The organism is Pseudomonas sp. MH9.3, from assembly GCF_034354675.1.
Lineage (GTDB): Bacteria > Pseudomonadota > Gammaproteobacteria > Pseudomonadales > Pseudomonadaceae > Aquipseudomonas.
On sequence record NZ_CP133785.1, the window covers coordinates 3,293,867 to 3,314,654 of the forward strand.

The window sequence follows — 20,788 nt, forward strand, 5'->3', positions numbered from 1 at the left end:
TACCGGACATGAAAAATGTCAGCCCGACCTACCTCAAGCACCACTTCCTGATCGCCATGCCCCACATGGCCGACCCGAACTTTGCGCAGACCTTGACCTACATCGTCGAGCACACCGCCAATGGTGCCATGGGGTTGGTGGTGAACCGCCCGCAGGAACTGAACCTGGCCGATATCCTTGAGCAACTGCGCCCGGACATCGACGCGCCCGCCCGTTGCCAGGACGTGCCGATCTACATCGGCGGGCCGGTGCAGACCGATCGCGGCTTCGTGCTGCATCCGACCGGGCCGACGTTCCAGGCCACGGTGGACCTGGACGGTGTGTCGCTGTCCACCTCCCAGGACGTGCTGTTCGCCATCGCCGACGGCGTGGGCCCGGAGCAAAGCGTGATCACCCTGGGCTACGCCGGCTGGGAAGCCGGGCAACTGGAGGCGGAGCTGGCGAGCAACGCCTGGCTGACCTGCCCGTTCGACGCCGACATCCTGTTCAACACCGCCAGCGAACTGCGCCTGGAAGCGGCCGCCGCCAAGCTGCGGGTCAACCTCAATCTGCTGACCAGCCAGGCGGGGCACGCCTGATGGCCTTGCGCTTGATCCTCGGGTTTGACTACGGCACCAAACAGATCGGCGTGGCCGTCGGCCAGGTGATCACCGGCCAGGCACGCGAGCTGTGCACCTTGAAGGCCCAGAACGGCGTACCGGACTGGAATCAGGTCGAAGCCCTGATCAATGAATGGAAGCCCGACGCGGTGGTGGTCGGCCTGCCCTTGAACATGGACGGCACCCCCAGCGAGATGTGCCTGCGCGCCGAAAAATTCGCGCGCCGCCTCAATGGTCGCTACAACCTGCCCTTCTATACCCACGATGAACGCCTGACCACCTTTGAAGCCAAGGGTGAACGCCGCGACCGTGGTGGGCAGAAGGGCAGCTACCGCGACAACCCGGTAGACGCCATCGCCGCCGCCCTGTTGTTGCAGGGCTGGCTGGATGAAAACACGGCTTTATTTGCATCCTGACTGACGCGGCATGCCGCGTCTTTTTACGTTTGAGCCCGGACCTTGCCTGCGCGAGGCCTACCAAGGAGCCCCCATGAGCCTGCCCAATCCCGCCGAACTGATCACCCAGATGGCGACATGCCTCACGGCCCACCTGGAACACCGTGGCATCAGCGAACCGCGCTTCATCGGCATTCGCACCGGCGGCGTGTGGGTGGCCCAGGCGTTGCTGACCGAGCTGGGCAGCGAGTCGCCGCTGGGCACTCTGGACGTGTCGTTCTACCGCGACGACTTCAGCCAGAACGGCCTGCACCCGCAAGTGCAACCTTCGGCGCTGCCGTTTGAGGTGGACGGCCAGCACCTGGTGCTGATCGACGACGTGCTGATGAGCGGCCGCACCATTCGCGCAGCCCTCAACGAGCTGTTCGACTACGGGCGCCCGGCCAGCGTGACGCTGGTGTGCCTGCTGGACCTGGACGCCGGCGAGTTGCCGATCAGCCCCGACGTGGTCGGCGCGACACTGTCTTTGGCTGCCCACCAGCGGGTAAAATTGTCCGGTCCCACGCCGCTCGAACTCGAACTGCAAGACCTCGCCCTTTAAACCGCCTTGTAAAGAGTCCCCGCGATGACGCCTCTAGATGCCAAGCGCCCGCTGCAGCTCAATGCTCAGGGCCAGTTGCAACATTTCTTGTCCCTCGACGGTTTGCCTCGCGAACTGCTCACCGAAATCCTCGACACCGCCGACTCGTTCCTCGAAGTCGGCGGGCGCGCGGTGAAGAAGGTCCCGCTGCTGCGCGGCAAGACCATCTGCAATGTGTTCTTCGAGAACTCCACGCGCACCCGCACCACCTTTGAACTGGCGGCCCAGCGCCTGTCGGCCGACGTGATCACGCTGAACGTGTCCACCTCGTCGGCGAGCAAGGGCGAAACCCTGCTCGACACCCTGCGCAACCTCGAAGCCATGGCCGCCGACATGTTCGTGGTGCGCCACGGCGACTCCGGCGCCGCGCACTTCATCGCCGAGCACGTGTGCCCGCAGGTGGCGATCATCAACGGCGGCGACGGCCGTCACGCCCACCCGACCCAGGGCATGCTCGACATGCTCACCATCCGGCGGCACAAGGGCAGCTTTGAAAACCTTTCGGTGGCCATCGTCGGCGACATCCTGCACTCGCGTGTGGCGCGCTCGAACATGCTGGCCCTCAAAGCCCTGGGCTGCCCGGATATCCGCGTGATTGCGCCCAAGACCCTGCTGCCGATCGGCATCGAGCAATACGGCGTCAAGGTCTACACCAACATGACCGAAGGCCTCAAGGACGTGGACGTGGTGATCATGCTGCGCCTGCAACGCGAACGCATGTCCGGTGGCCTGCTGCCGAGCGAGGGCGAGTTCTACCGCCTGTTCGGCCTGACCACCGCACGCCTGGCCGGCGCGAAACCGGATGCCATCGTGATGCACCCGGGCCCGATCAACCGGGGCGTGGAGATCGAGTCGGCGGTGGCCGACGGCAACCAGTCGGTGATTCTCAACCAGGTGACCTACGGCATCGCCGTGCGCATGGCGGTGATGTCCATGGCCATGAGCGGGCAAACCGCGCAACGTCAATTCGAGCAGGAGAACGCCCAGTGAAGCTCAGCATTCTTGGCGCGCGCGTAATCGACCCGGCCAGTGGCCGGGATCACGTCACCGATCTGCATCTGGAAGCCGGCAAGATCATTGCCATCGGCGCCGCCCCCGGCGGCTTCAGCCCCAGCCAAACCATCGACGCCAACGGCCTGGTAGCCGCGCCGGGCCTGGTGGACCTGAACGTCGCCCTGCGCGAGCCGGGCTACAGCCGCAAGGGCAGCATCGCCAGCGAAACCCGCGCCGCCGCTGCCGGCGGGGTGACCAGCCTGTGCTGCCCGCCGCACACCAAGCCAGTGCTGGACACCTCGGCGGTGACCGAGCTGATCCTCGACCGCGCCCGCGAGGCCGGCAATTGCAAGGTGTTCCCCATCGGCGCGCTGAGCAAAGGCCTGGACGGCGAGCAGCTTGCAGAGCTGATCGCCCTGCGCGACGCCGGTTGCGTGGCCTTCGGCAACGGCCTGGAGAGCTTTCGCAGCACCCGCACCCTGTGCCGTGCCCTGGAATACGCGGCCACGTTCGACCTGACGGTGATCTTCCATTCCCAGGACCGCGACCTGGCCGAAGGCGGCCTGGCCCATGAGGGCGCCGTGGCCAGCTTCCTCGGCCTGCCCGGCATCCCGGAAACCGCCGAGACCGTGGCCCTGGCGCGCGACTTGCTGCTGGTGGAACAAAGCGGCGTGCGCGCGCATTTCAGCCAGCTGACCAGCGCACGCGGGGTTGCCCTGATCGCCCAGGCCCAGGCCCGTGGCTTGCCGGTGACGGCGGACGTGGCGCTGTACCAGTTGATCCTCACGGATGAAGCGCTGATCGACTTCTCCAGCCTGTACCACGTGCAGCCGCCACTGCGCACATTGACCGACCGCGAGGGTTTGCGGGCGGCGGTCAAATCCGGCGTGGTCTCGGCGATTTCCAGCCATCACCAGCCCCACGAACGCGACGCCAAGCTGGCGCCATTTGGCGCGACCGAGCCGGGTATCAGCAGCGTTGAGCTGTTGCTGCCCCTGGCGATGACCCTGGTGGAAGACGGCTTGCTGGACTTGCCGACGTTACTGGCACGCCTGAGCAGCGGCCCGGCCGAGGCCTTACGCCTGCCGGCGGGCAAACTGGCAGTGGGTGCGGCGGCGGACCTGGTGCTCTTTGACCCGGCCAGCTCGACGATTGCCGGGGAGCATTGGTTGTCCAAGGGTGAGAATTGCCCGTTTATCGGGCATAGCCTGCCGGCGACGGTGCGTTATACCTTGGTCGACGGCCGCATCAGCTACCAGGCCTAAGCCTATCTACAGTGGGCACAGTAAATGTGGGAGGGGGCTTGCTCCCGATTGCAGTGGGTCAGCAACAGATGAGCTGACGGGTCCACCGCTATCGGGAGCAAGCCCCCTCCCACATTTGAGCTCCATCAGGCTTATGAGCGCCATCAGGGTTACGCGATTTATCGGCCGCTGTTGCGCTCGGCATTGCGGATCGAAATCTGCGTATTCAAGGTCCAGAAGTCATACAAAACCCCTACCAGGAACAACCCGCCGGTCAGCAGGTAGATCAGGCCGGTGATCCATTTGCCCTGGTACATGCGGTGCACACCGAACACGCCCAGAAACGCCAGCAGAATCCACGCAATGTTGTATTCGACAGGCCCGGCGGTAAAACGCAGGTCGGCTTCACGGTCCATGGCCGGGATCAGGAAGAAGTCGATCAGCCAGCCGATACCCAGTAAGCCCAGGGTGAAAAACCAGATCGTTCCGGTCACGGGTTTGCCGTAATAAAAGCGATGGGCGCCGGTAAAGCCGAAAATCCACAGCAGGTAACCGATCACCTTGCTGTGGGTGTCTTGCTGCTGGCCAATCTGTTGATAGGTGTTCATCGCGTACCTCATTTGCCTCGATAGATAAATTTTTTCACTTTCTTTGTGACTTTTTTACAGGCGCCCGACGTACGGCAAATGGTATCTTCCCTGCCCTGAAAGCCTTATGCCACCTGACTTGTGTCCGACAATGGCCGTCAATCGTCGCCGTTTTCCTGATTTTGCCGTCAAGGTCCAGTCGACAAACGGCCTGAGATCGACACAAAAAGCTGTTATAAAGTTGCGCGCTAACCCATATGAGCCACGCCGAATGCGACCTTTCTTCAAGACATGGCTAACCATCTGCCTATTAATGCCACTGGCCGCCCACGCCACCAATCGTGAGCAACGTCTTCCCAACGTTAACGGTTTCACCCCTAAAGTTCATAGCACCCCAGTCAACGCCAAATCAGCCAAGCTGACCGTCAAGCGCCCGACTCAACTGAGCAAGGCACACGGTAAAGCCACTCCAGCGCTGATGGCCGGCAACGCCAAACAGAGCAGCACCGTTCTCAGCCGCGCCGTGAATGTGCTCGGTACTCCTTATCGTTGGGGCGGCAGCAGCCCAAGTAAAGGGTTCGACTGCAGCGGCTTGGTGAAATATGCCTTCAATGACGTCAAGGCGGTGGATTTGCCGCGTACCTCCAACGCCATGGCCGCCGGCCACGGGCAGAAGGTTGACCGCAAGGACCTGAAGCCGGGCGACCTGCTGTTCTTCAAGCTGAAGAGCCGCCAGGTTAACCACGTTGCCATTTACCTGGGCAACGACCGCTTCATCCACGCACCACGCCGTGGCAAGTCGGTGAGCATCGACACGCTGAAAAAGCCGTTCTGGGACAAGAACTACGTGATCGCCAAGCGCGTGCTGCCCAAAGAGCAGAACAACAACCTGCGGATCGTGCAGCGCTGATTTTCCAGGCTCATAGGCAGTAAATGTGGGAGGGGGCTTGCTCCCGATGGCAGTGGGTCAGCTAAAGATGAGCTGACTGGTACACCGCTATCGGGGGCAAGCCCCGTCCCACATTTGGGTTTCATTGTCCTTGAGACCTATATATCCCCAGGCACCGTTGCCTTCTCGCGTGCGTCCTCCCGGCTGATCAGCCCCTCGCTCACCAGCGCCTTCAGGCTCATGTCCAGCGTCTTCATCCCCACCGCCCCGCCGGTCTGAATCGCCGAAACCATCTGCGCCACCTTGTCCTCGCGGATCAGATTACGAATGGCCGGCGTGCACAGCATGATTTCATGGGCCGCCACGCGCCCACCGCCAGGTTTCCTGACCAGCACCTGTGACACCACTGCCTGCAGCGATTCCGCCAGCATCGAGCGCACCATGGCCTTTTCCCCCGCCGGGAATACATCCACCAGCCGGTTCACGCTCTTGGCCGCCGAGGTGGTGTGCAGGGTGCCGAACACCAGGTGCCCGGTCTCCGCCGCCGTCAACGCCAGGCGAATGGTTTCCAGGTCGCGCAGTTCGCCGATCAGGATCACGTCCGGGTCTTCGCGCAGCGCCGAGCGCAGCGCCGTCGAGAAGCTGTGGGTATCGCGGTGCACCTGGCGCTGGCTGATCAAGGCCATGTTCGGCCGGTGGATAAACTCGATGGGGTCCTCCAGCGTAAGGATGTGCTGGCGCCGATGCCGATTGAGGTCATCGATCATCGCCGCCAGCGTGGTGGACTTGCCCGAGCCTGTGGGCCCGGTCACCAGCACCAGGCCGCGCGGCAAGCGGGCGATGCGCTGGAAGACTTCGCCCAGCCCCAAACTTTGCAGGCTCCGGACCTCGCAGGGAATGGTGCGAAACACCGCCCCCACGCCACGCGACTGCTGGAATACGTTTACCCGGAACCGCGCCACGCCCGGCAGCTCGAACGCAAAATCCGTTTCAAGAGATGTTTCGAAATCCTTTTGCTGGTGTTGATTGAGCAAAGGGCTCAACAAGTCCGCTACTTGCGGTGGTGAAAGCACCGGCCAATCCAATGGCCATACCTCGCCATCAATACGCAACATCGGCACCAGACCCGCCGACAGATGCAGGTCGGAGGCGCCACGGCGCACGCTGGCCGCCAGCAATTGAGTGATATCCATAGGGCTTTCCATTTCCAGTAGAATGCCGCGGACTCCATATCCACGGGTGCATCTTGAATGTCGACGATAGCAGACAACATCGGCCAGGTTAGCCAGCGCATCCGCGCCGCCGCCGAGGCCGTGCAACGTGACCCGAGCAGCATCCACCTGCTGGCCGTGAGCAAGACCAAACCCGCCGAGGCCGTGCGCGAGGCCTATGCCGCCGGGGTGCGCGACTTCGGCGAGAACTACCTGCAGGAAGCGCTGGGCAAACAGGCGCAATTGTCCGACCTGCCCTTGAGTTGGCACTTCATCGGCCCCATTCAATCGAACAAGACGCGCGCGATCGCCGAAAACTTCGCCTGGGTGCATTCCGTGGACCGCCTGAAAATTGCACAACGCCTGTCCGAACAACGCCCGGCTGACCTGCCGCCGCTCAATATCTGCATCCAGGTCAACGTCAGTGGCGAAGCCAGCAAGTCCGGCTGCACGCCCGCCGACCTGCCGGCCCTGGCGAACGCCATCAGCGCCCTGCCGCACCTGACGCTGCGAGGCCTGATGGCGATCCCTGAGCCGACTGAAGATCGCGCCGCACAGGACGCCGCGTTCGCCAGCGTGCGCGAGTTGCAAGCCAGCCTGAATCTGGCGCTGGACACACTTTCCATGGGCATGAGCCACGACCTCGCGTCGGCCATCGCCCAGGGCGCCACCTGGGTGCGGGTCGGTACCGCGCTGTTTGGCGCCCGCGACTACGGCCAGCCGTCACATGGCTGACGTTCATTTAGCTAAGGACCTGTCATGAAAGACACGCGTATTGCCTTTATCGGTGCCGGTAACATGGCGGCCAGCCTGATCGGCGGCCTGCGGGCCAAGGGCCTGGACGCCGCGCAGATCCGCGCCAGCGACCCGGGCGAAGAGACCCGCGCGCGCGTCAGCGCCGAGCACGGTATCGAGACCTTCGCCGACAATGCCGAGGCCATACAAGGCGTCGATGTCATCGTGCTGGCGGTCAAGCCACAGGCCATGAAGGCTGTGTGCGAAAGTCTGCGGCCAAGCCTGCAGCCGCATCAGCTTGTGGTATCGATTGCCGCCGGTATCACCTGTGCCAGCATGCACCACTGGCTCGGCGCCCAGCCGATCGTGCGTTGCATGCCCAATACCCCGTCGCTGCTGCGCCAGGGCGTGAGCGGCCTGTACGCCACCGCCGAAGTCAGCGCCACACAGCGCGACCAGGCCCAGGCGTTGCTGTCTGCCGTGGGCATCGCTGTATGGCTTGCGCAGGAGCAGCAACTGGATGCGGTCACCGCCGTGTCCGGCAGCGGCCCGGCGTACTTTTTCCTGCTGATCGAAGCCATGACCGCCGCCGGCGTCAAACTGGGCCTGCCCCATGACGTGGCAGAACAGCTGGCCGAGCAAACAGCGCTGGGCGCGGCAAAAATGGCTGTCGCCAGCGACGCGGACGCCGCCGAACTGCGCCGTCGCGTGACCTCGCCGGGCGGCACCACGCAAGCGGCCATCGAATCGTTCCAGGCCGGGGGCTTTGAAGCCCTGGTTGAAACAGCACTGAGTGCTGCGGCACATCGTTCGGCCGAGATGGCCGAGCAACTGGGCAAATAGTCGTCCCTTACCAAGGTAATCAAACATGCTCGGAATCAATGACGCTGCCATCTTCATCATCCAGACCCTGGGCAGCCTGTACCTGCTGATCGTGCTGATGCGCTTTATCCTGCAACTGGTGCGGGCGAACTTCTACAACCCGCTGTGCCAGTTTGTGGTCAAGGCCACGCAGCCGCTGCTCAAGCCACTGCGCCGGGTGATCCCGAGCCTCTTCGGCCTGGACATGTCGTCGCTGGTGCTTGCGCTGCTGCTGCAAATGCTGCTGTTCGTGGTGATCCTGATGCTCAGTGGCTATCAGGCCTTTACACCGCTGCTGTTGCCGTGGGCGCTGATCGGGGTGTTCTCGCTGTTTTTGAAGATCATTTTCTGGTCGATGATCATCAGCGTGATCCTCTCGTGGGTTGCACCGGGTAGTCGCAGCCCGGGCGCGGAGCTGGTGTATCAGATCACCGAGCCGGTGCTCGCGCCGTTCCGTCGCCTGATTCCCAACCTGGGCGGCCTGGATATTTCGCCGATCTTTGCGTTTATCGCCATCCAGCTGCTGCAAAGCTGGGTGATTCCGCGCCTGGCGTTTTATGCGTTCATGCCAAAAGAGCTGTTCGGTCTGATCTGACAATGCGGTAAAAAATGTGGGAGGGGCTTGCTCCCGATTGCGATGCATCAGTCAAATACATGCTGACTGACCCACCGCAATCGGGAGCAAGCCCCTCCCACATTTGTATCTGTGCACTGGCGCAGGCCTTTGCTTGCCGCTGGCCCCCCCGCTCTTTAGACTTACGCCTCATTTAAACGAGAGCAGGGTCGATGTCAGCTGCCTTCCCCCCCGATTCTGTTGGACTGGTCGTGCCCCAAGTGGCGCACTTCAGCGAACCGCTGGCCCTGGCCTGCGGCCGGTCGCTGCCGGCCTATGACCTGATCTATGAAACCTACGGCCAGCTGAATGCCACGGCGAGCAACGCCGTGCTGATCTGCCACGCCCTGTCCGGCCATCACCACGCCGCCGGCTTCCACAGCGCCGACGAGCGCAAGCCGGGCTGGTGGGACAGCTGCATCGGCCCCGGCAAGCCCATCGATACCCATAAGTTCTTCGTGGTGAGCCTCAACAACCTCGGCGGCTGCAACGGATCCACCGGCCCGAGCAGCCTCAACCCGGAAACCGGCAAGCCGTTCGGCGCCGACTTTCCGGTGCTCACCGTGGAAGACTGGGTGCACAGCCAGGCGCGCCTGGCCGATCTGCTCGGCATCAAGCAGTGGGCAGCGGTCATCGGCGGCAGCCTGGGCGGCATGCAGGCCCTGCAATGGACCATCACTTACCCGGATCGCGTGCGCCACTGCCTGGCTATCGCCTCGGCGCCAAAGCTGTCGGCGCAGAACATCGCCTTCAACGAAGTGGCACGCCAGGCGATCCTCACCGACCCCGAATTCCACGGTGGTTCGTTCCAGGAAGCCGGCGTGATTCCCAAACGCGGCCTGATGCTGGCGCGTATGGTCGGGCACATCACTTACCTGTCCGATGACTCCATGGGCGAGAAATTCGGCCGGGGCCTCAAGAGCGAAAAGCTCAACTACGACTTCCACAGCGTCGAGTTCCAGGTGGAAAGCTACCTGCGTTATCAGGGCGAGGAGTTCTCCGGACGCTTTGACGCCAACACCTACCTGCTGATGACCAAGGCCCTGGACTACTTCGACCCGGCGGCCAACCATGACGATGACCTGGCGAAAACCTTCGAGCACGTCACCGCCAGCTTCTGCGTGATGTCGTTCACCACCGACTGGCGCTTCTCGCCGGCACGCTCACGCGAACTGGTGGACGCCTTGATGGCCGCCAAAAAGAATGTCTGCTACCTGGAGATCGACGCACCGCAAGGCCATGACGCCTTCCTGATCCCGATCCCGCGTTACTTGCAGGCCTTCAGCAATTACATGAACCGCATCATTTTGTGAGAACGCCATGAGAGCCGACCTGGACATCATCCAAGACTGGATCCCCGCCGGCAGCCGCGTGCTCGACCTGGGCTGCGGCGATGGCGAACTGCTGAGCTGGCTGCGCGACCACAAGCAAGTCACCGGCTACGGCCTGGAAAACGACCCGGACAACATCGCCCAGTGCGTGGCCAAGGGCATCAACGTGATCGAGCAGGACCTGGACAAGGGCCTGGGCAACTTTGCCAGCAACAGCTTCGACATCGTGGTGATGACCCAGGCCCTGCAAGCGGTGCACTACCCGGACCGCATCCTCGACGAAATGCTGCGTGTCGGTCGCCAGTGCATCATCACCTTCCCCAACTTCGGCCACTGGCGCTGCCGCTGGTACCTGGCCACCAAGGGCCGCATGCCGGTCTCGGACTTCCTGCCCTACACCTGGTACAACACGCCGAACATCCACTTCTGCACCTTCGAAGACTTCGAAGCCCTGTGCGGCGAGCGTGAAGCCAAGGTGATCAACCGCCTTGCCGTCGATCAACAGCACCGCCACGGCTGGGCGAGCAAGCTATGGCCCAACCTGCTGGGCGAAATTGGTATCTACCGGGTCAGCAGTCCTGGCCTGACCGACCACAAGATTGCCGTCTAATCATTTTCAAGAGGAACGCTCATGAGTCGCCTGGCTGTTTTTCTATTGACCGCATGCCTGGGCGCCAGCGCCATGGCCGCCGACGTTATCGATCCCAACCGCACCAAGGAATTCGGCGATATCACCGTGCGTTACAACACCTTCACCTCCAGCTTCCTGCAACCTGAAACCGCCCAGGCCGTGGGTGTGGTACGCAGCAAGAACAAGGGTTTGATCAACGTGTCGGTGTTCAAGGGCGTGACCCCGGTGACGGCGCAGGTGACGGGCACCCTCAAGGACTTGAGCGGCAAGAGCGAAGTGCTGACGTTCAAGCAGATCACCGAAAAGGGCGCGACCAACTACCTCGCGCCCTACTCGGTGCCGCAACAGGAATACAAGACTTTCACGATCAACGTTGAAACCGGCGGCAAGGCCCACAGTTTCAACTTTGTCCAAGAACTTTTCCCGGCCGAATGATGAACCTCACCCAACTCGTACTGGCCAGCCATAACGCCGGCAAACTCAAAGAACTCCAGGCCATGCTCGGTGAATCCGTGCAACTGCGCTCGGTTGGCGAATTCAGTCAGGTTGAGCCGGAAGAGACCGGCCTGTCATTCGTCGAGAATGCCATCCTCAAGGCACGCAACGCAGCACGTCTCTCAGGCCTGCCGGCGCTGGCGGATGATTCGGGGCTGGCGGTGGATTTCCTCGGCGGCGCGCCGGGCATCTACTCGGCGCGCTATGCCGACGGCAAGGGCGACGCGGCCAACAACGCCAAGCTGCTGGACGCCCTCAAGGACGTGCCGGACGCGATGCGTGGCGCGCAGTTCGTCTGCGTGCTGGCGCTGGTGCGCCATGCCGATGACCCGTTGCCGATTCTGTGTGAAGGCCTGTGGCACGGGCGTATCCTGCACGCCGCCAGCGGTGAGCATGGTTTTGGTTATGACCCGCTGTTCTGGGTGCCGGAGCGCAATGTCTCCAGCGCCGAGCTGAGCCCGGCCGACAAGAACCAGATCAGCCATCGCGCCCGCGCCATGGTGTTGCTGCGTCAGCGCCTGGGCTTGAAATGACGCAGAACACCTCTGCGCAGCCGCTGATCCACGGCGGCACGCAAACACCCCGGGCGGCCTTGCCGGTGCTGCCGCCCCTGGCGCTGTACATCCATATTCCGTGGTGCGTGCGCAAATGCCCGTATTGCGATTTCAACTCCCACACCGCGAGCGCCGTGCTACCGGAAGAGGAGTACGTGGACGCGCTGCTGGCCGACCTCGACCAGGACCTGCACGCCGTTTACGGCCGGGAACTGAGTTCGATCTTCTTCGGTGGCGGCACGCCCAGCCTGTTCAGCGCGGCGGCGCTGGGACGCCTGCTCGAAGGCGTGCAGGCGCGCATCCCGTTTGCCAGCGATATCGAGATCACCCTGGAAGCCAACCCCGGCACGTTCGAGCAAGAGAAGTTCGTGGCGTACCGCAAACTGGGGATCAATCGCCTGTCCATCGGCATCCAGAGCTTCCAGCAGCAAAAACTCGAGGCCCTGGGCCGCATCCATAATGGCGACGAAGCGGTCCGCGCGGCGGGTATGGCGCGCCAGGCCGGGTTCGACAACTTCAACCTGGACCTGATGCACGGCCTGCCGGACCAGTCCCTGGACGATGCGTTGAGCGACCTGCGCCAGGCCATTGCGCTGAAGCCGACGCACCTGTCCTGGTACCAGTTGACCCTGGAACCCAACACCGTGTTCTGGAACCAGCCGCCCGCGTTGCCGGAAGACGACACGCTGTGGGATATCCAGGAAGCCGGTCAGGCGCTGCTTGCCGAACACGGTTATGCGCAATATGAAGTGTCGGCCTATGCCCAACCGGGCCGCCCGGCGCGGCATAACCTCAATTACTGGAGCTTTGGCGACTTTATCGGCATCGGTGCCGGCGCCCACGGCAAGCTCAGCCACCCGAACGGGCGCATCGTGCGCACCTGGAAAACCCGCACGCCGAAGGACTACCTCAACCCGGCCAAAAGCTTCCAGGCCGGGGCGAAAGAGCTGACTAACGACGAGCTGCCGTTCGAGTTCCTGATGAACGCCCTGCGCCTCACCGAAGGTGTCGACGCCCGGCTCTACGCCGAACGCACCGGCCTCGACCTGGCCAGCCTCGACGCGGCGCGCCGCGACGCAGAACAAAGTGGCTTAATGCAGGTCGAACCGTCACGCCTGGCGGCGACCGACCGCGGGCAACTCTTTCTCAATGACCTGCTGCAGAAATTTCTGAGCTGACGCTTCTTAAGGAAATCGAATGGATCTGGTACTCGACCTGCTCGCCACCGCATCCCGCTGGAGCCGCAGCAACCTGTCGGAAATCTCACTGGCCCTTGTGGGCTGCTTGCTGGTGCTGTTCGGCGCCGACATCAAAGGCTGGGTGGAAGGCCGCCTGGGCAGCATCGCCGGCGCCTTGCGCGTGCCCTTGATGGCGTTGCTGTGCCTGATCGGCAGCGGCGCCGCACTGATCTACGCCACGCCGTGGATTGTGCGCGGGCTGGGCCAGTTCAATAACTACAGCCTGGCGCCGGTGCTGGTGGTGGTGCTGGTGTTGATTGGGGTTGTGGCGGACCGTCGCTGACCTCCAACTCAGCACAAAGATACAAACGGGAGGGGGCTTGTTCCCGATAGCGGTACATCAGTCACTTCAATGTCGACTGACACTCTGCTATCGGGAGAAAGCCCCCTCCCACATTGGATTGCATTTCAAGTCAGGGCCGGCGGGTCAAGCCAGCTTTTCGAACTTCAAATCCCACACTCCATGCCCCAACCGCTCGCCGCGACGTTCGAACTTGGTGATCGGCCGCTCGGCCGGGCGGGGTACGCATTTGCCGTCTTCAGCGAGGTTGCGATAGCCCGGCGCGACGTTCATCACTTCCAGCATGTATTCGGCATAGGGCTCCCAGTCGGTGGCCATGTGCAGGATGCCGCCGACTTTCAGCTTGCTGCGCACCAGTTCCGCGAAAGAAGCCTGGACGATGCGGCGCTTGTGGTGACGGGCTTTGTGCCATGGGTCGGGGAAAAACAGCATCAGGCGGTCGAGGCTGTTGTCGGCGATGCAGCGGTTGAGCACTTCAATCGCGTCGCAGTCATAGACTCGCAGGTTGGTCAGGCCCTGGGTGAGCACGCCATTGAGCAGCGCGCCGACACCTGGGCGATGCACTTCCACACCGATGAAGTCCTGCTCCGGCGCGGCGGCGGCCATTTCCAGCAGGGAGTGACCCATGCCGAAGCCGATTTCCAGGGAACGCGGGGCCGAGCGGCCGAACACCTGGTCGTAGTCCACCGGCGCGTCGGCCAAGGGCAGCACGAACAAAGGCGTGCCCTGCTCCAGGCCCTTCTGCTGGCCTTCGGTCATGCGGCCGGCGCGCATCACGAAGCTCTTGATGCGGCGGTGTTTGGAGTCGTCGGCAGCGTCCACGGTGTTCGGCGTTTCGTTTGATTCAGTCATCAATGGCTCTTACTTGATCAGACCATCCAGCGGCGAAGAGGCGCTGGCGTAGAGTTTTTTCGGCATGCGCCCGGCGAGGTAAGCCAGACGGCCCGCGACGATGGCGTGTTTCATGGCTTCGGCCATCATGATCGGTTGCTGGGCATTGGCGATGGCCGAGTTCATCAGCACCGCTTCGCAGCCCAGCTCCATGGCGATGGTAGCGTCGGAGGCGGTGCCCACGCCGGCATCCACCAGCACCGGAATGTTCGCTTCTTCGAGGATGATCTGCAGGTTGTACGGATTGCAGATCCCCAGGCCCGTGCCGATCAGGCCGGCCAGCGGCATCACGGCGATGCAGCCGATTTCGGCGAGTTGGCGGGCGATGATCGGGTCGTCGCTGGTGTAGACCATCACGTCGAAGCCTTCCTTGACCAGGGTCTCGGCGGCCTTGAGGGTTTCGATCACGTTGGGAAACAGGGTTTTCTGGTCGGCCAGCACTTCCAGCTTCACCAGGTTGTGGCCGTCCAGCAGCTCGCGGGCCAGGCGGCAGGTGCGCACGGCTTCGATTGCGTCGTAGCAACCGGCGGTGTTGGGCAGGATGGTGTAGCGATCCGGCGGCAGGATATCCAGCAGGTTCGGTTCGCCCGGGTTCTGGCCGATATTGGTGCGGCGCACGGCAACAGTCACGATTTCGGCGCCCGAGGCTTCGATGGCCAGGCGGGTTTCTTCCATGTCGCGGTATTTGCCGGTGCCGACCAGCAGGCGGGACTGGTAGGTACGACCGGCCAGGACGAAGGGCTTGTCGCTACGAACGATGCTCATGGGAAATCCTCGTGATGGGGTGAGGTTCTGCAGAATGCGAGGTGGCGACTAGCCGCCGCCGATGGCGTGGACCACTTCGACCTGGTCACCGTCGGCGAGCGCAGTGGCGGCGTGCTGACTGCGCGGGACGATATCCTGATTGAGCTCCACTGCGACACGGCGCCCGGTCAGTTCCAGGCGGGTCAGCAGGGCCTCGACGGAGGCGCCGTCGGGCAGTTCAAAGGGGTCGCCGTTCAACTGAATGCGCATGCCAGGGGCCGCCATCGTTTTTAGGGGCCAGTATTCTAGCTTGATTGGCGTTGCCGGCCCAAGCCCCTCGGTCAGATCGCCTGCAAGCGCCACGCCGCCAGACCGAGGAAGAACCAGCCAAGCAGGAATGCCAGCCCGCCGAACGGGGTGATGATACCGAGCTTGCTGATGCCGGTCAGGGTCAGTGCGTACAGGCTGCCGGAAAACAGCAGGATGCCGACCACAAACGCGATGCCCGCCCAGGTCACCATGCGGCCGGGGATATGCGCGGCCAGCAGCGCCACGCCGAACAGCGCCAGGGCGTGCACCAGCTGGTAGGTCACGCCGGTCTGGAAAATCGCCAGGTACTCGGCGCTCAGGCGGTTTTTCAGGCCATGGGCGGCAAACGCTCCCAGGGCCACGCCGGTAAAGCCGAAAAAGGCAGCCAACATCAGAAAGCTACGCAGCATGTGGAACTCCAATCAGACGCATCGGGCAGGGTCTGTATAATGGCCCGCTCAACGGGTTCGGCCAAGCCATCTCTATGCTGCGTGTCCTCTTCAGTCGTTTTCTCAAAGTCGTGAAATGGTTTGCCATCGGCAGCGTTTTGCTGGTGCTGCTGCTGCGCGTCGTGCCGCCGCCGTTTACGGCGCTGATGGTGGAGCGCAAGGTCGAGTCGTGGTTCGACGGCGAACCCATTGACCTGCAACGCAGCTGGGCGCCGTGGGATGACATTTCCGACGACCTCAAGCTGGCGGTGATGGCCGGTGAAGACCAGCGCTTCCCGCAGCATTGGGGGTTCGATTTCGGCGCGATCCAGGCGGCCATCGTGCACAACGAGCGCGGTGGGTCGATTCGCGGTGCCAGCACGTTGAGCCAGCAGGTGTCGAAGAACCTGTTTCTGTGGTCTGGCCGCAGTTATCTGCGCAAGGGCCTGGAGGCCTGGTTTACCGGCCTGATCGAGGTGCTGTGGCCCAAGCAACGGATTCTTGAGGTGTACCTCAACAGCGTGGAATGGGATGACGGCGTGTTTGGCGCAGAGGCGGCGGCGCGGCATCATTTTGGGGTGAGTGCCAAGGGGCTTTCGCGGCAGCAGGCCAGCTATCTGGCGGCGGTGTTGCCCAACCCACGGGTGTGGAGCGCCAGCCATCCAACGGCGTATGTGGCGCGGCGGGCGGCGTGGATTCGTCAGCAGATGAATCAACTCGGTGGCGATGGCTACCTGCTTGAGCTGAACAACTCCCGCAAGGCACCCTGGTCCGACTGACACAACACCTGAACCAATGTGAGAGGGGGCTTGCTCCCGATAGCGGTGGATCAGTCAGCTTATCTGTAGCTGACCCACCGCAACCGGGAGCAAGCCCCCTCCCACCTATTTAAGCGGCGATCGACAGCTTCAGCTTGTTCATCGCGCTTTTCTCAAGCTGACGAATCCGCTCAGCCGACACGTTGTACTTCTGCGCCAGGTCGTGCAGCGTGGCTTTTTCTTCCGCCAGCCAGCGCTGGTAGAGGATGTCACGGCTGCGGTCGTCCAGCACTTCCAGCGCTTCGTGCAGGTTGTGATTGGCGTTGTCGCTCCAGTCGGCGTCTTCCAGTTGACGCGCCGGGTCGTACCGGTGGTCTTCCAGGTAGTTGGCCGGCGATTGAAAAGCGCTGTCGTCGTCCGCTTCCGCGGCCGGGTCGAAGGCCATGTCATGGCCTGTCAGGCGGCTTTCCATCTCGCGCACTTCACGGGGCTCCACACCAAGGCTTTCAGCCACGCGGTGGACTTCCTCGTTGTTCAGCCACGCCAGGCGCTTTTTCTGGCTGCGCAGGTTGAAGAACAGCTTGCGCTGGGCCTTGGTGGTCGCGACTTTCACGATGCGCCAGTTGCGCAGGATGAACTCGTGGATTTCCGCCTTGATCCAGTGCACGGCAAACGACACCAGGCGCACACCCATTTCGGGGTTGAAACGCTTGACCGCCTTCATCAGGCCCACATTGCCTTCCTGAATCAGGTCAGCCTGGGCCAGCCCGTAGCCGCTATAGCTACGGGCGATATGTACGACAAAACGCAGGTGGGCGAGCACCATCTGCCGAGCCGCCCCCAAATCCTGCTCATAGTAGAGACTCTCGGCCAGTTCACGCTCCTGCTCAGGCGTCAGCAATGGAATGCTGTTGACCGTGTGCACATAGGCTTCCAGGTTTCCACCCGGAACCAGGGCATACGCAGGTTGCAAAGAAGTGGTCATACGAAAAAACCTCCGACTCACATAACTCGTGCAGTTCAGCACTGCGAAAATTGACCGGGGAACCGTAGGACAAGTTCCCTAAACCGCTGATACGGTCAATAGAAACGAAACCACATTAATCCGGCATTAACTACTTGGGCGCCAGCTCACGTAAATGCCGCGCCACGGCAATCCAGGCACCGATATAACCCAACAATACCGCGCCAAGCAAGAGCGAGAGACCATCGGCCACCGGCACCCCGGCCAGGGCAAAATCACTGCCGTACAAGCCGGCAAGCCCTGTTACCGCGTCATTCAGCCAGTCCAGGCCAAAAGCCAGCACGCCCCAGGACAAAAACCCGGCACCCAGGCCATAAAGCGCGCCCATGTACAGAAAAGGACGACGCACATAGCTGTCTGTGCCGCCGACCAGTTTAATCACTTCTATCTCGGTGCGACGGTTTTCAATATGAAGACGAATGGTATTGCCTATCACCAAAAGTAATGCAGACACCAACAACACCGTCAACCCGAACACAAAGCGGTCACCCAGCTTGAGAATCGCGGCCAGCCGCTCTACCCAGACCAGATCAAGTTGCGCCTGTTGCACCTTGGGCATCTGCGCCAGTTTCTGGCGCAGGGCCTCCAGGGTCGGCTTGTCGACTTCATCGGGCGTCACCAGCACCACGCCCGGCAGCGGGTTCTGCGGCAGCTCCTTGAGCGCCTCGCCCAGGCCGGACTGCTGCTGGAATTCTTCAAGGGCCTGGTCGCGGCTGACGTACTCGGCATCCGCTACGCCCGGCATATTCTTGATTTCATCGCGCAACGCTTCACCCTGCTGGGTGCTGGCATCCAGATTCAGGTACAGCGAAATCTGCGCCGCACGCTGCCACGAACCGCCCAGGCGCTCCACGTTATTGAGCAGCAGCGACAAGCCCATCGGCAGGCTGAGGGCCACGGCCATCACCAGGCAGGTAAAAAAGCTGCCAACCGGCTGCTTGCCCAGCCGGCGCAAGCTGTCGAGCAGGCTGGCGCGATGGCTTTCGATCCAGGCGTGCAGCAGGGTGCTGAAGTCCGGGCCGTCATCGTCGTCGCGTTTTTTCTTGCTCGGTTGCGGATCGGCCGGTTTCGGCGCCACGCGTTCGGATACTTTTGGACTGCGTGTAGCACTCATACGCCTGCCTCCCCATCACCAATCAGGCGACCGCGCTGCAACGTAAGCATGCGGTGGCGCATGCGCGCGATCAGCGCCAGGTCGTGGCTGGCGATCAGCACGCTGGTGCCCAGGCGGTTGATGTCTTCGAACACGCCCATGATCTCGGCCGCCAGGCGCGGGTCGAGGTTACCGGTAGGTTCGTCCGCCAGCAGCAGGGCCGGACGGTGCACGATGGCGCGGGCGATGCCGACGCGCTGTTGCTGACCGGTGGAGAGGTCACCGGGGTACAGGTCGGTCTTGTCCGACAGCGCCACACGCTCCAGGGCCGAATCCACGCGTTTGATGATCTCGGCCTTGGACAGCCCGAGAATCTGCAATGGCAGGGCAACGTTGTTGAACACCGTGCGATCGAACAGCAACTGGTGATTCTGGAACACTACGCCGATCTGGCGGCGCAGAAACGGGATCTGCGCATTGCTGATGGTGGCCAGGTCCTGGCCGGCCAGCAGCAGTTTGCCGGTGGTCGGGCGCTCCATGGCCAGCAGCAGACGCAATAACGTACTTTTACCGGCACCGGAGTGACCGGTGACGAAAAGAAACTCGCCGCGCCGCACCCGAAAGCTCAGCTCATGCAAGCCCACATGCCCGTTGGCATAGCGTTTACCGACTTGCTCGAATCGAATCATGAACGCTCCCGCTCGGCAAACAGTGCCTGTACAAAGGGTTCGGCTTCAAAGGTGCGCAGGTCGTCGATGCCCTCACCGACGCCGATATAACGAATCGGCAACCCGAACTGCTTGGCCAGGGCAAAAATCACACCGCCCTTGGCCGTGCCGTCGAGCTTGGTCAGGGCCAGGCCGGTCAGTTGCACCGTCTGATTGAATTGCTTGGCCTGGCTGATGGCGTTCTGACCGGTCCCGGCGTCGAGCACCAGCAGCACTTCATGGGGGGCGTCGGCATCCAGCTTGCCGATCACGCGGCGCACCTTCTTCAGCTCTTCCATCAGGTTGTCTTTGGTGTGCAGGCGACCGGCGGTGTCGGCGATCAACACGTCGATATTGCGCGCCTTGGCGGCCTGCACAGCGTCGAAAATCACCGAGGCGGAATCGGCGCCGGTGTGCTGGGCAATCACCGGGATCTTGTTGCGCTCGCCCCACACCTGCAACTGCTCCACCGCAGCGGCACGGAAGGTGTCGCCAGCGGCCAACATGACTTTCTTGCCTTCGAGCTGCAGCTTTTTGGCCAGCTTGCCGATGGTGGTGGTCTTGCCGGCGCCGTTGACGCCCACCACGAGGATCACGAACGGTTTGTTCGGGGTGATCACCAGCGGCGCTTCCACGGGCTTGAGCATCGCGGCCAGTTCGGCCTGCAAGGACTTGTACAGCGCGTCGGCGTCGGTAAGTTGCTTGCGCGCGACCTTCTGGGTCAGGCTCTGGATGATTACCGCTGTGGCTTCAACGCCCACGTCGGCGGTGAGCAGACGGGTTTCGATGTCTTCCAGCAGTTCGTCATCGATGGTCTTGCGACCCAGGAACAGGCTGGCCATGCCTTCGCCGATGCTGGCGCTGGTCTTGCTCAGGCCTTGCTTGAGGCGGGCGAAAAAGCCGGTCTTGCCGGCTTCGACGGCAACGGGTTCCGGCGCGATGACTGCAGGCACGGCGGCGTCGAAGACGGGCGCGGGCTCAGGTACCGGTTCAGCCACCACGGGAATCGGCGGCGCAACGTGCTCAGCAAGCACGTCTTCAACCAGCGCCACGGGCTCTTCGGCCACGGGCAGTTCGGGCCACGGCTCGGGTTCGGGTTCCGGCTCGGGTTCCGGCGCCACCTCGGCCACCGGCTGCAACACCGGCTCAACGATAGGCAACACCACCGGCGCCGGCGTCTGGGCAACCGGCTCGGCTTCTACTATAGGTTCGGGGATCGGTTCAGCGTGAACCTGCGGCTGCGGTTCGACGGTATCCTGCGGTTTCTTACGCAGCCAGCCGAACAGGCCTTTCTTCTCGCCAGCCGCAGCTGGGGTCTTCTTGTCGTCGTTGGAACCAAACATGGAGACGGCTATCTCAAGGTAGCGATGCGCCAGGGGGCACGTCGGTAAATAAAATTCGATGCGTAACAGACTGTTTTTCAGCCAGCTCGTTCATGCGCAACATTTTGTAAGGCCTAAATAGGGCCTTAACGGTACCGCCGCAGTGGCCGTCCGCAAATCCGACCAGTATCCTAG

The 20,788-nt window shown here is 62.6% G+C and carries 26 protein-coding genes; 16 read left to right on the forward strand and 10 right to left on the reverse strand.

The window, feature by feature from the left end:
* Positions 1-8: 8 nt before the first annotated feature.
* The 5 genes from RHM60_RS14545 to RHM60_RS14565 all read left to right on the forward strand — a co-directional run bounded on the left by RHM60_RS14545 (position 9) and on the right by RHM60_RS14565 (position 3,892).
* Positions 9-578: a YqgE/AlgH family protein gene (locus tag RHM60_RS14545; protein WP_231422799.1), complete on the forward strand. Its 570-nt coding sequence runs from the start codon at positions 9-11 to the stop codon at positions 576-578.
* Entirely contained in the window at positions 578-1,015 is a 438-nt protein-coding gene (gene ruvX / locus RHM60_RS14550) for a Holliday junction resolvase RuvX (RefSeq protein WP_003234589.1), read from the forward strand. The genes RHM60_RS14545 and ruvX overlap by 1 nt, the downstream gene beginning before the upstream one ends.
* Before the next feature lie 73 nt (positions 1,016-1,088).
* Complete coding sequence (gene pyrR, locus RHM60_RS14555; protein WP_209985916.1) at positions 1,089-1,595, forward strand: bifunctional pyr operon transcriptional regulator/uracil phosphoribosyltransferase PyrR; 507 nt, start codon at positions 1,089-1,091, stop codon at positions 1,593-1,595.
* A gap of 24 nt (positions 1,596-1,619) precedes the next feature.
* Positions 1,620-2,624: an aspartate carbamoyltransferase catalytic subunit gene (locus RHM60_RS14560; protein WP_209985919.1), complete on the forward strand. Its 1,005-nt coding sequence runs from the start codon at positions 1,620-1,622 to the stop codon at positions 2,622-2,624.
* On the forward strand, positions 2,621-3,892 hold the full coding sequence (locus RHM60_RS14565) for a dihydroorotase (RefSeq protein WP_209985920.1): 1,272 nt from the start codon (positions 2,621-2,623) through the stop codon (positions 3,890-3,892). Before RHM60_RS14560 ends, RHM60_RS14565 begins: the two co-directional genes overlap by 4 nt.
* 158 nt (positions 3,893-4,050) lie before the next feature.
* On the opposite strand, the gene RHM60_RS14570 is transcribed toward RHM60_RS14565, so the two are convergent.
* Positions 4,051-4,461 carry an NINE protein gene (locus RHM60_RS14570; RefSeq protein WP_169793778.1) on the reverse strand — a complete coding sequence of 137 codons (411 nt, stop codon included), beginning with the start codon at positions 4,459-4,461 and terminating at the stop codon, positions 4,051-4,053.
* A gap of 268 nt (positions 4,462-4,729) precedes the next feature.
* Here RHM60_RS14570 and RHM60_RS14575 point away from each other — a divergent pair, with 268 nt between their 5' ends.
* Positions 4,730-5,368 (forward strand): C40 family peptidase, encoded by a 639-nt coding sequence (locus tag RHM60_RS14575; RefSeq protein ID WP_209990544.1) that lies wholly within the window; start codon positions 4,730-4,732, stop codon positions 5,366-5,368.
* 137 nt (positions 5,369-5,505) lie between these two features.
* Here RHM60_RS14575 and RHM60_RS14580 read toward each other — a convergent pair whose 3' ends face one another.
* On the reverse strand, positions 5,506-6,540 hold the full coding sequence (locus RHM60_RS14580; protein ID WP_231422731.1) for a type IV pilus twitching motility protein PilT: 1,035 nt from the start codon (positions 6,538-6,540) through the stop codon (positions 5,506-5,508).
* Positions 6,541-6,597: 57 nt separating this feature from the next.
* Between RHM60_RS14580 and RHM60_RS14585 the strand changes: the two genes are divergently transcribed.
* The 9 genes from RHM60_RS14585 (at position 6,598) to RHM60_RS14625 (ending at position 13,299) form a co-directional block, all read left to right on the forward strand.
* Positions 6,598-7,293: a YggS family pyridoxal phosphate-dependent enzyme gene (locus RHM60_RS14585; RefSeq protein WP_231422732.1), complete on the forward strand. Its 696-nt coding sequence runs from the start codon at positions 6,598-6,600 to the stop codon at positions 7,291-7,293.
* 24 nt (positions 7,294-7,317) lie between these two features.
* The gene (proC, locus tag RHM60_RS14590; RefSeq protein ID WP_322212112.1) at positions 7,318-8,136 is read left to right on the forward strand and encodes a pyrroline-5-carboxylate reductase; all 819 of its coding nucleotides are present in this window, start codon (positions 7,318-7,320) and stop codon (positions 8,134-8,136) included.
* Between the two features lie 25 nt (positions 8,137-8,161).
* Complete coding sequence (locus tag RHM60_RS14595) at positions 8,162-8,749, forward strand: YggT family protein (protein ID WP_057006518.1); 588 nt, start codon at positions 8,162-8,164, stop codon at positions 8,747-8,749.
* 191 nt (positions 8,750-8,940) lie between these two features.
* Positions 8,941-10,080, forward strand: coding sequence for a homoserine O-succinyltransferase MetX (gene metX, locus RHM60_RS14600; RefSeq protein ID WP_322212113.1), 1,140 nt, complete (start codon positions 8,941-8,943; stop codon positions 10,078-10,080).
* 7 nt (positions 10,081-10,087) lie between these two features.
* On the forward strand, positions 10,088-10,708 hold the full coding sequence (gene metW, locus RHM60_RS14605) for a methionine biosynthesis protein MetW (RefSeq protein ID WP_003234603.1): 621 nt from the start codon (positions 10,088-10,090) through the stop codon (positions 10,706-10,708).
* Between the two features lie 21 nt (positions 10,709-10,729).
* Positions 10,730-11,164 carry a DUF4426 domain-containing protein gene (locus tag RHM60_RS14610; RefSeq protein WP_209985931.1) on the forward strand — a complete coding sequence of 145 codons (435 nt, stop codon included), beginning with the start codon at positions 10,730-10,732 and terminating at the stop codon, positions 11,162-11,164.
* A complete protein-coding gene (rdgB, locus tag RHM60_RS14615; protein ID WP_209985933.1) occupies positions 11,161-11,757 on the forward strand; it encodes an RdgB/HAM1 family non-canonical purine NTP pyrophosphatase in 597 nt (198 codons plus the stop codon). Before RHM60_RS14610 ends, rdgB begins: the two co-directional genes overlap by 4 nt.
* Positions 11,754-12,956, forward strand: coding sequence for a radical SAM family heme chaperone HemW (hemW, locus tag RHM60_RS14620; protein ID WP_322212114.1), 1,203 nt, complete (start codon positions 11,754-11,756; stop codon positions 12,954-12,956). Before rdgB ends, hemW begins: the two co-directional genes overlap by 4 nt.
* Positions 12,957-12,975: 19 nt before the next feature.
* Entirely contained in the window at positions 12,976-13,299 is a 324-nt protein-coding gene (locus RHM60_RS14625; protein ID WP_057006512.1) for a DUF3392 domain-containing protein, read from the forward strand.
* Positions 13,300-13,443: 144 nt separating this feature from the next.
* On the opposite strand, the gene trmB is transcribed toward RHM60_RS14625, so the two are convergent.
* From trmB to RHM60_RS14645, 4 genes are all read right to left on the reverse strand, one after another.
* Positions 13,444-14,169, reverse strand: coding sequence for a tRNA (guanosine(46)-N7)-methyltransferase TrmB (gene trmB, locus RHM60_RS14630; RefSeq protein ID WP_209985936.1), 726 nt, complete (start codon positions 14,167-14,169; stop codon positions 13,444-13,446).
* Between the two features lie 9 nt (positions 14,170-14,178).
* On the reverse strand, positions 14,179-14,973 hold the full coding sequence (locus RHM60_RS14635; protein ID WP_209985938.1) for a thiazole synthase: 795 nt from the start codon (positions 14,971-14,973) through the stop codon (positions 14,179-14,181).
* A 48-nt stretch (positions 14,974-15,021) separates the two neighbouring features.
* A complete protein-coding gene (thiS, locus tag RHM60_RS14640; protein WP_057006510.1) occupies positions 15,022-15,222 on the reverse strand; it encodes a sulfur carrier protein ThiS in 201 nt (66 codons plus the stop codon).
* Positions 15,223-15,293: 71 nt separating this feature from the next.
* Positions 15,294-15,671, reverse strand: coding sequence for a DUF423 domain-containing protein (locus RHM60_RS14645; RefSeq protein ID WP_209985941.1), 378 nt, complete (start codon positions 15,669-15,671; stop codon positions 15,294-15,296).
* A gap of 74 nt (positions 15,672-15,745) precedes the next feature.
* Here RHM60_RS14645 and mtgA point away from each other — a divergent pair, with 74 nt between their 5' ends.
* Positions 15,746-16,468 carry a monofunctional biosynthetic peptidoglycan transglycosylase gene (mtgA, locus tag RHM60_RS14650; RefSeq protein ID WP_231422736.1) on the forward strand — a complete coding sequence of 241 codons (723 nt, stop codon included), beginning with the start codon at positions 15,746-15,748 and terminating at the stop codon, positions 16,466-16,468.
* Positions 16,469-16,577: 109 nt separating this feature from the next.
* On the opposite strand, the gene rpoH is transcribed toward mtgA, so the two are convergent.
* The 4 genes from rpoH to ftsY form a co-directional block, all read right to left on the reverse strand.
* The gene (gene rpoH, locus RHM60_RS14655; protein ID WP_003234621.1) at positions 16,578-17,432 is read right to left on the reverse strand and encodes an RNA polymerase sigma factor RpoH; all 855 of its coding nucleotides are present in this window, start codon (positions 17,430-17,432) and stop codon (positions 16,578-16,580) included.
* Between the two features lie 130 nt (positions 17,433-17,562).
* Positions 17,563-18,585 carry a permease-like cell division protein FtsX gene (gene ftsX, locus RHM60_RS14660; protein ID WP_209985947.1) on the reverse strand — a complete coding sequence of 341 codons (1,023 nt, stop codon included), beginning with the start codon at positions 18,583-18,585 and terminating at the stop codon, positions 17,563-17,565.
* Positions 18,582-19,253 carry a cell division ATP-binding protein FtsE gene (ftsE, locus tag RHM60_RS14665; RefSeq protein ID WP_003176700.1) on the reverse strand — a complete coding sequence of 224 codons (672 nt, stop codon included), beginning with the start codon at positions 19,251-19,253 and terminating at the stop codon, positions 18,582-18,584. Before ftsE ends, ftsX begins: the two co-directional genes overlap by 4 nt.
* Positions 19,250-20,614: a signal recognition particle-docking protein FtsY gene (gene ftsY, locus RHM60_RS14670; protein ID WP_209985951.1), complete on the reverse strand. Its 1,365-nt coding sequence runs from the start codon at positions 20,612-20,614 to the stop codon at positions 19,250-19,252. The genes ftsE and ftsY overlap by 4 nt, the downstream gene beginning before the upstream one ends.
* Between the last annotated feature and the right edge of the window lie 174 nt (positions 20,615-20,788).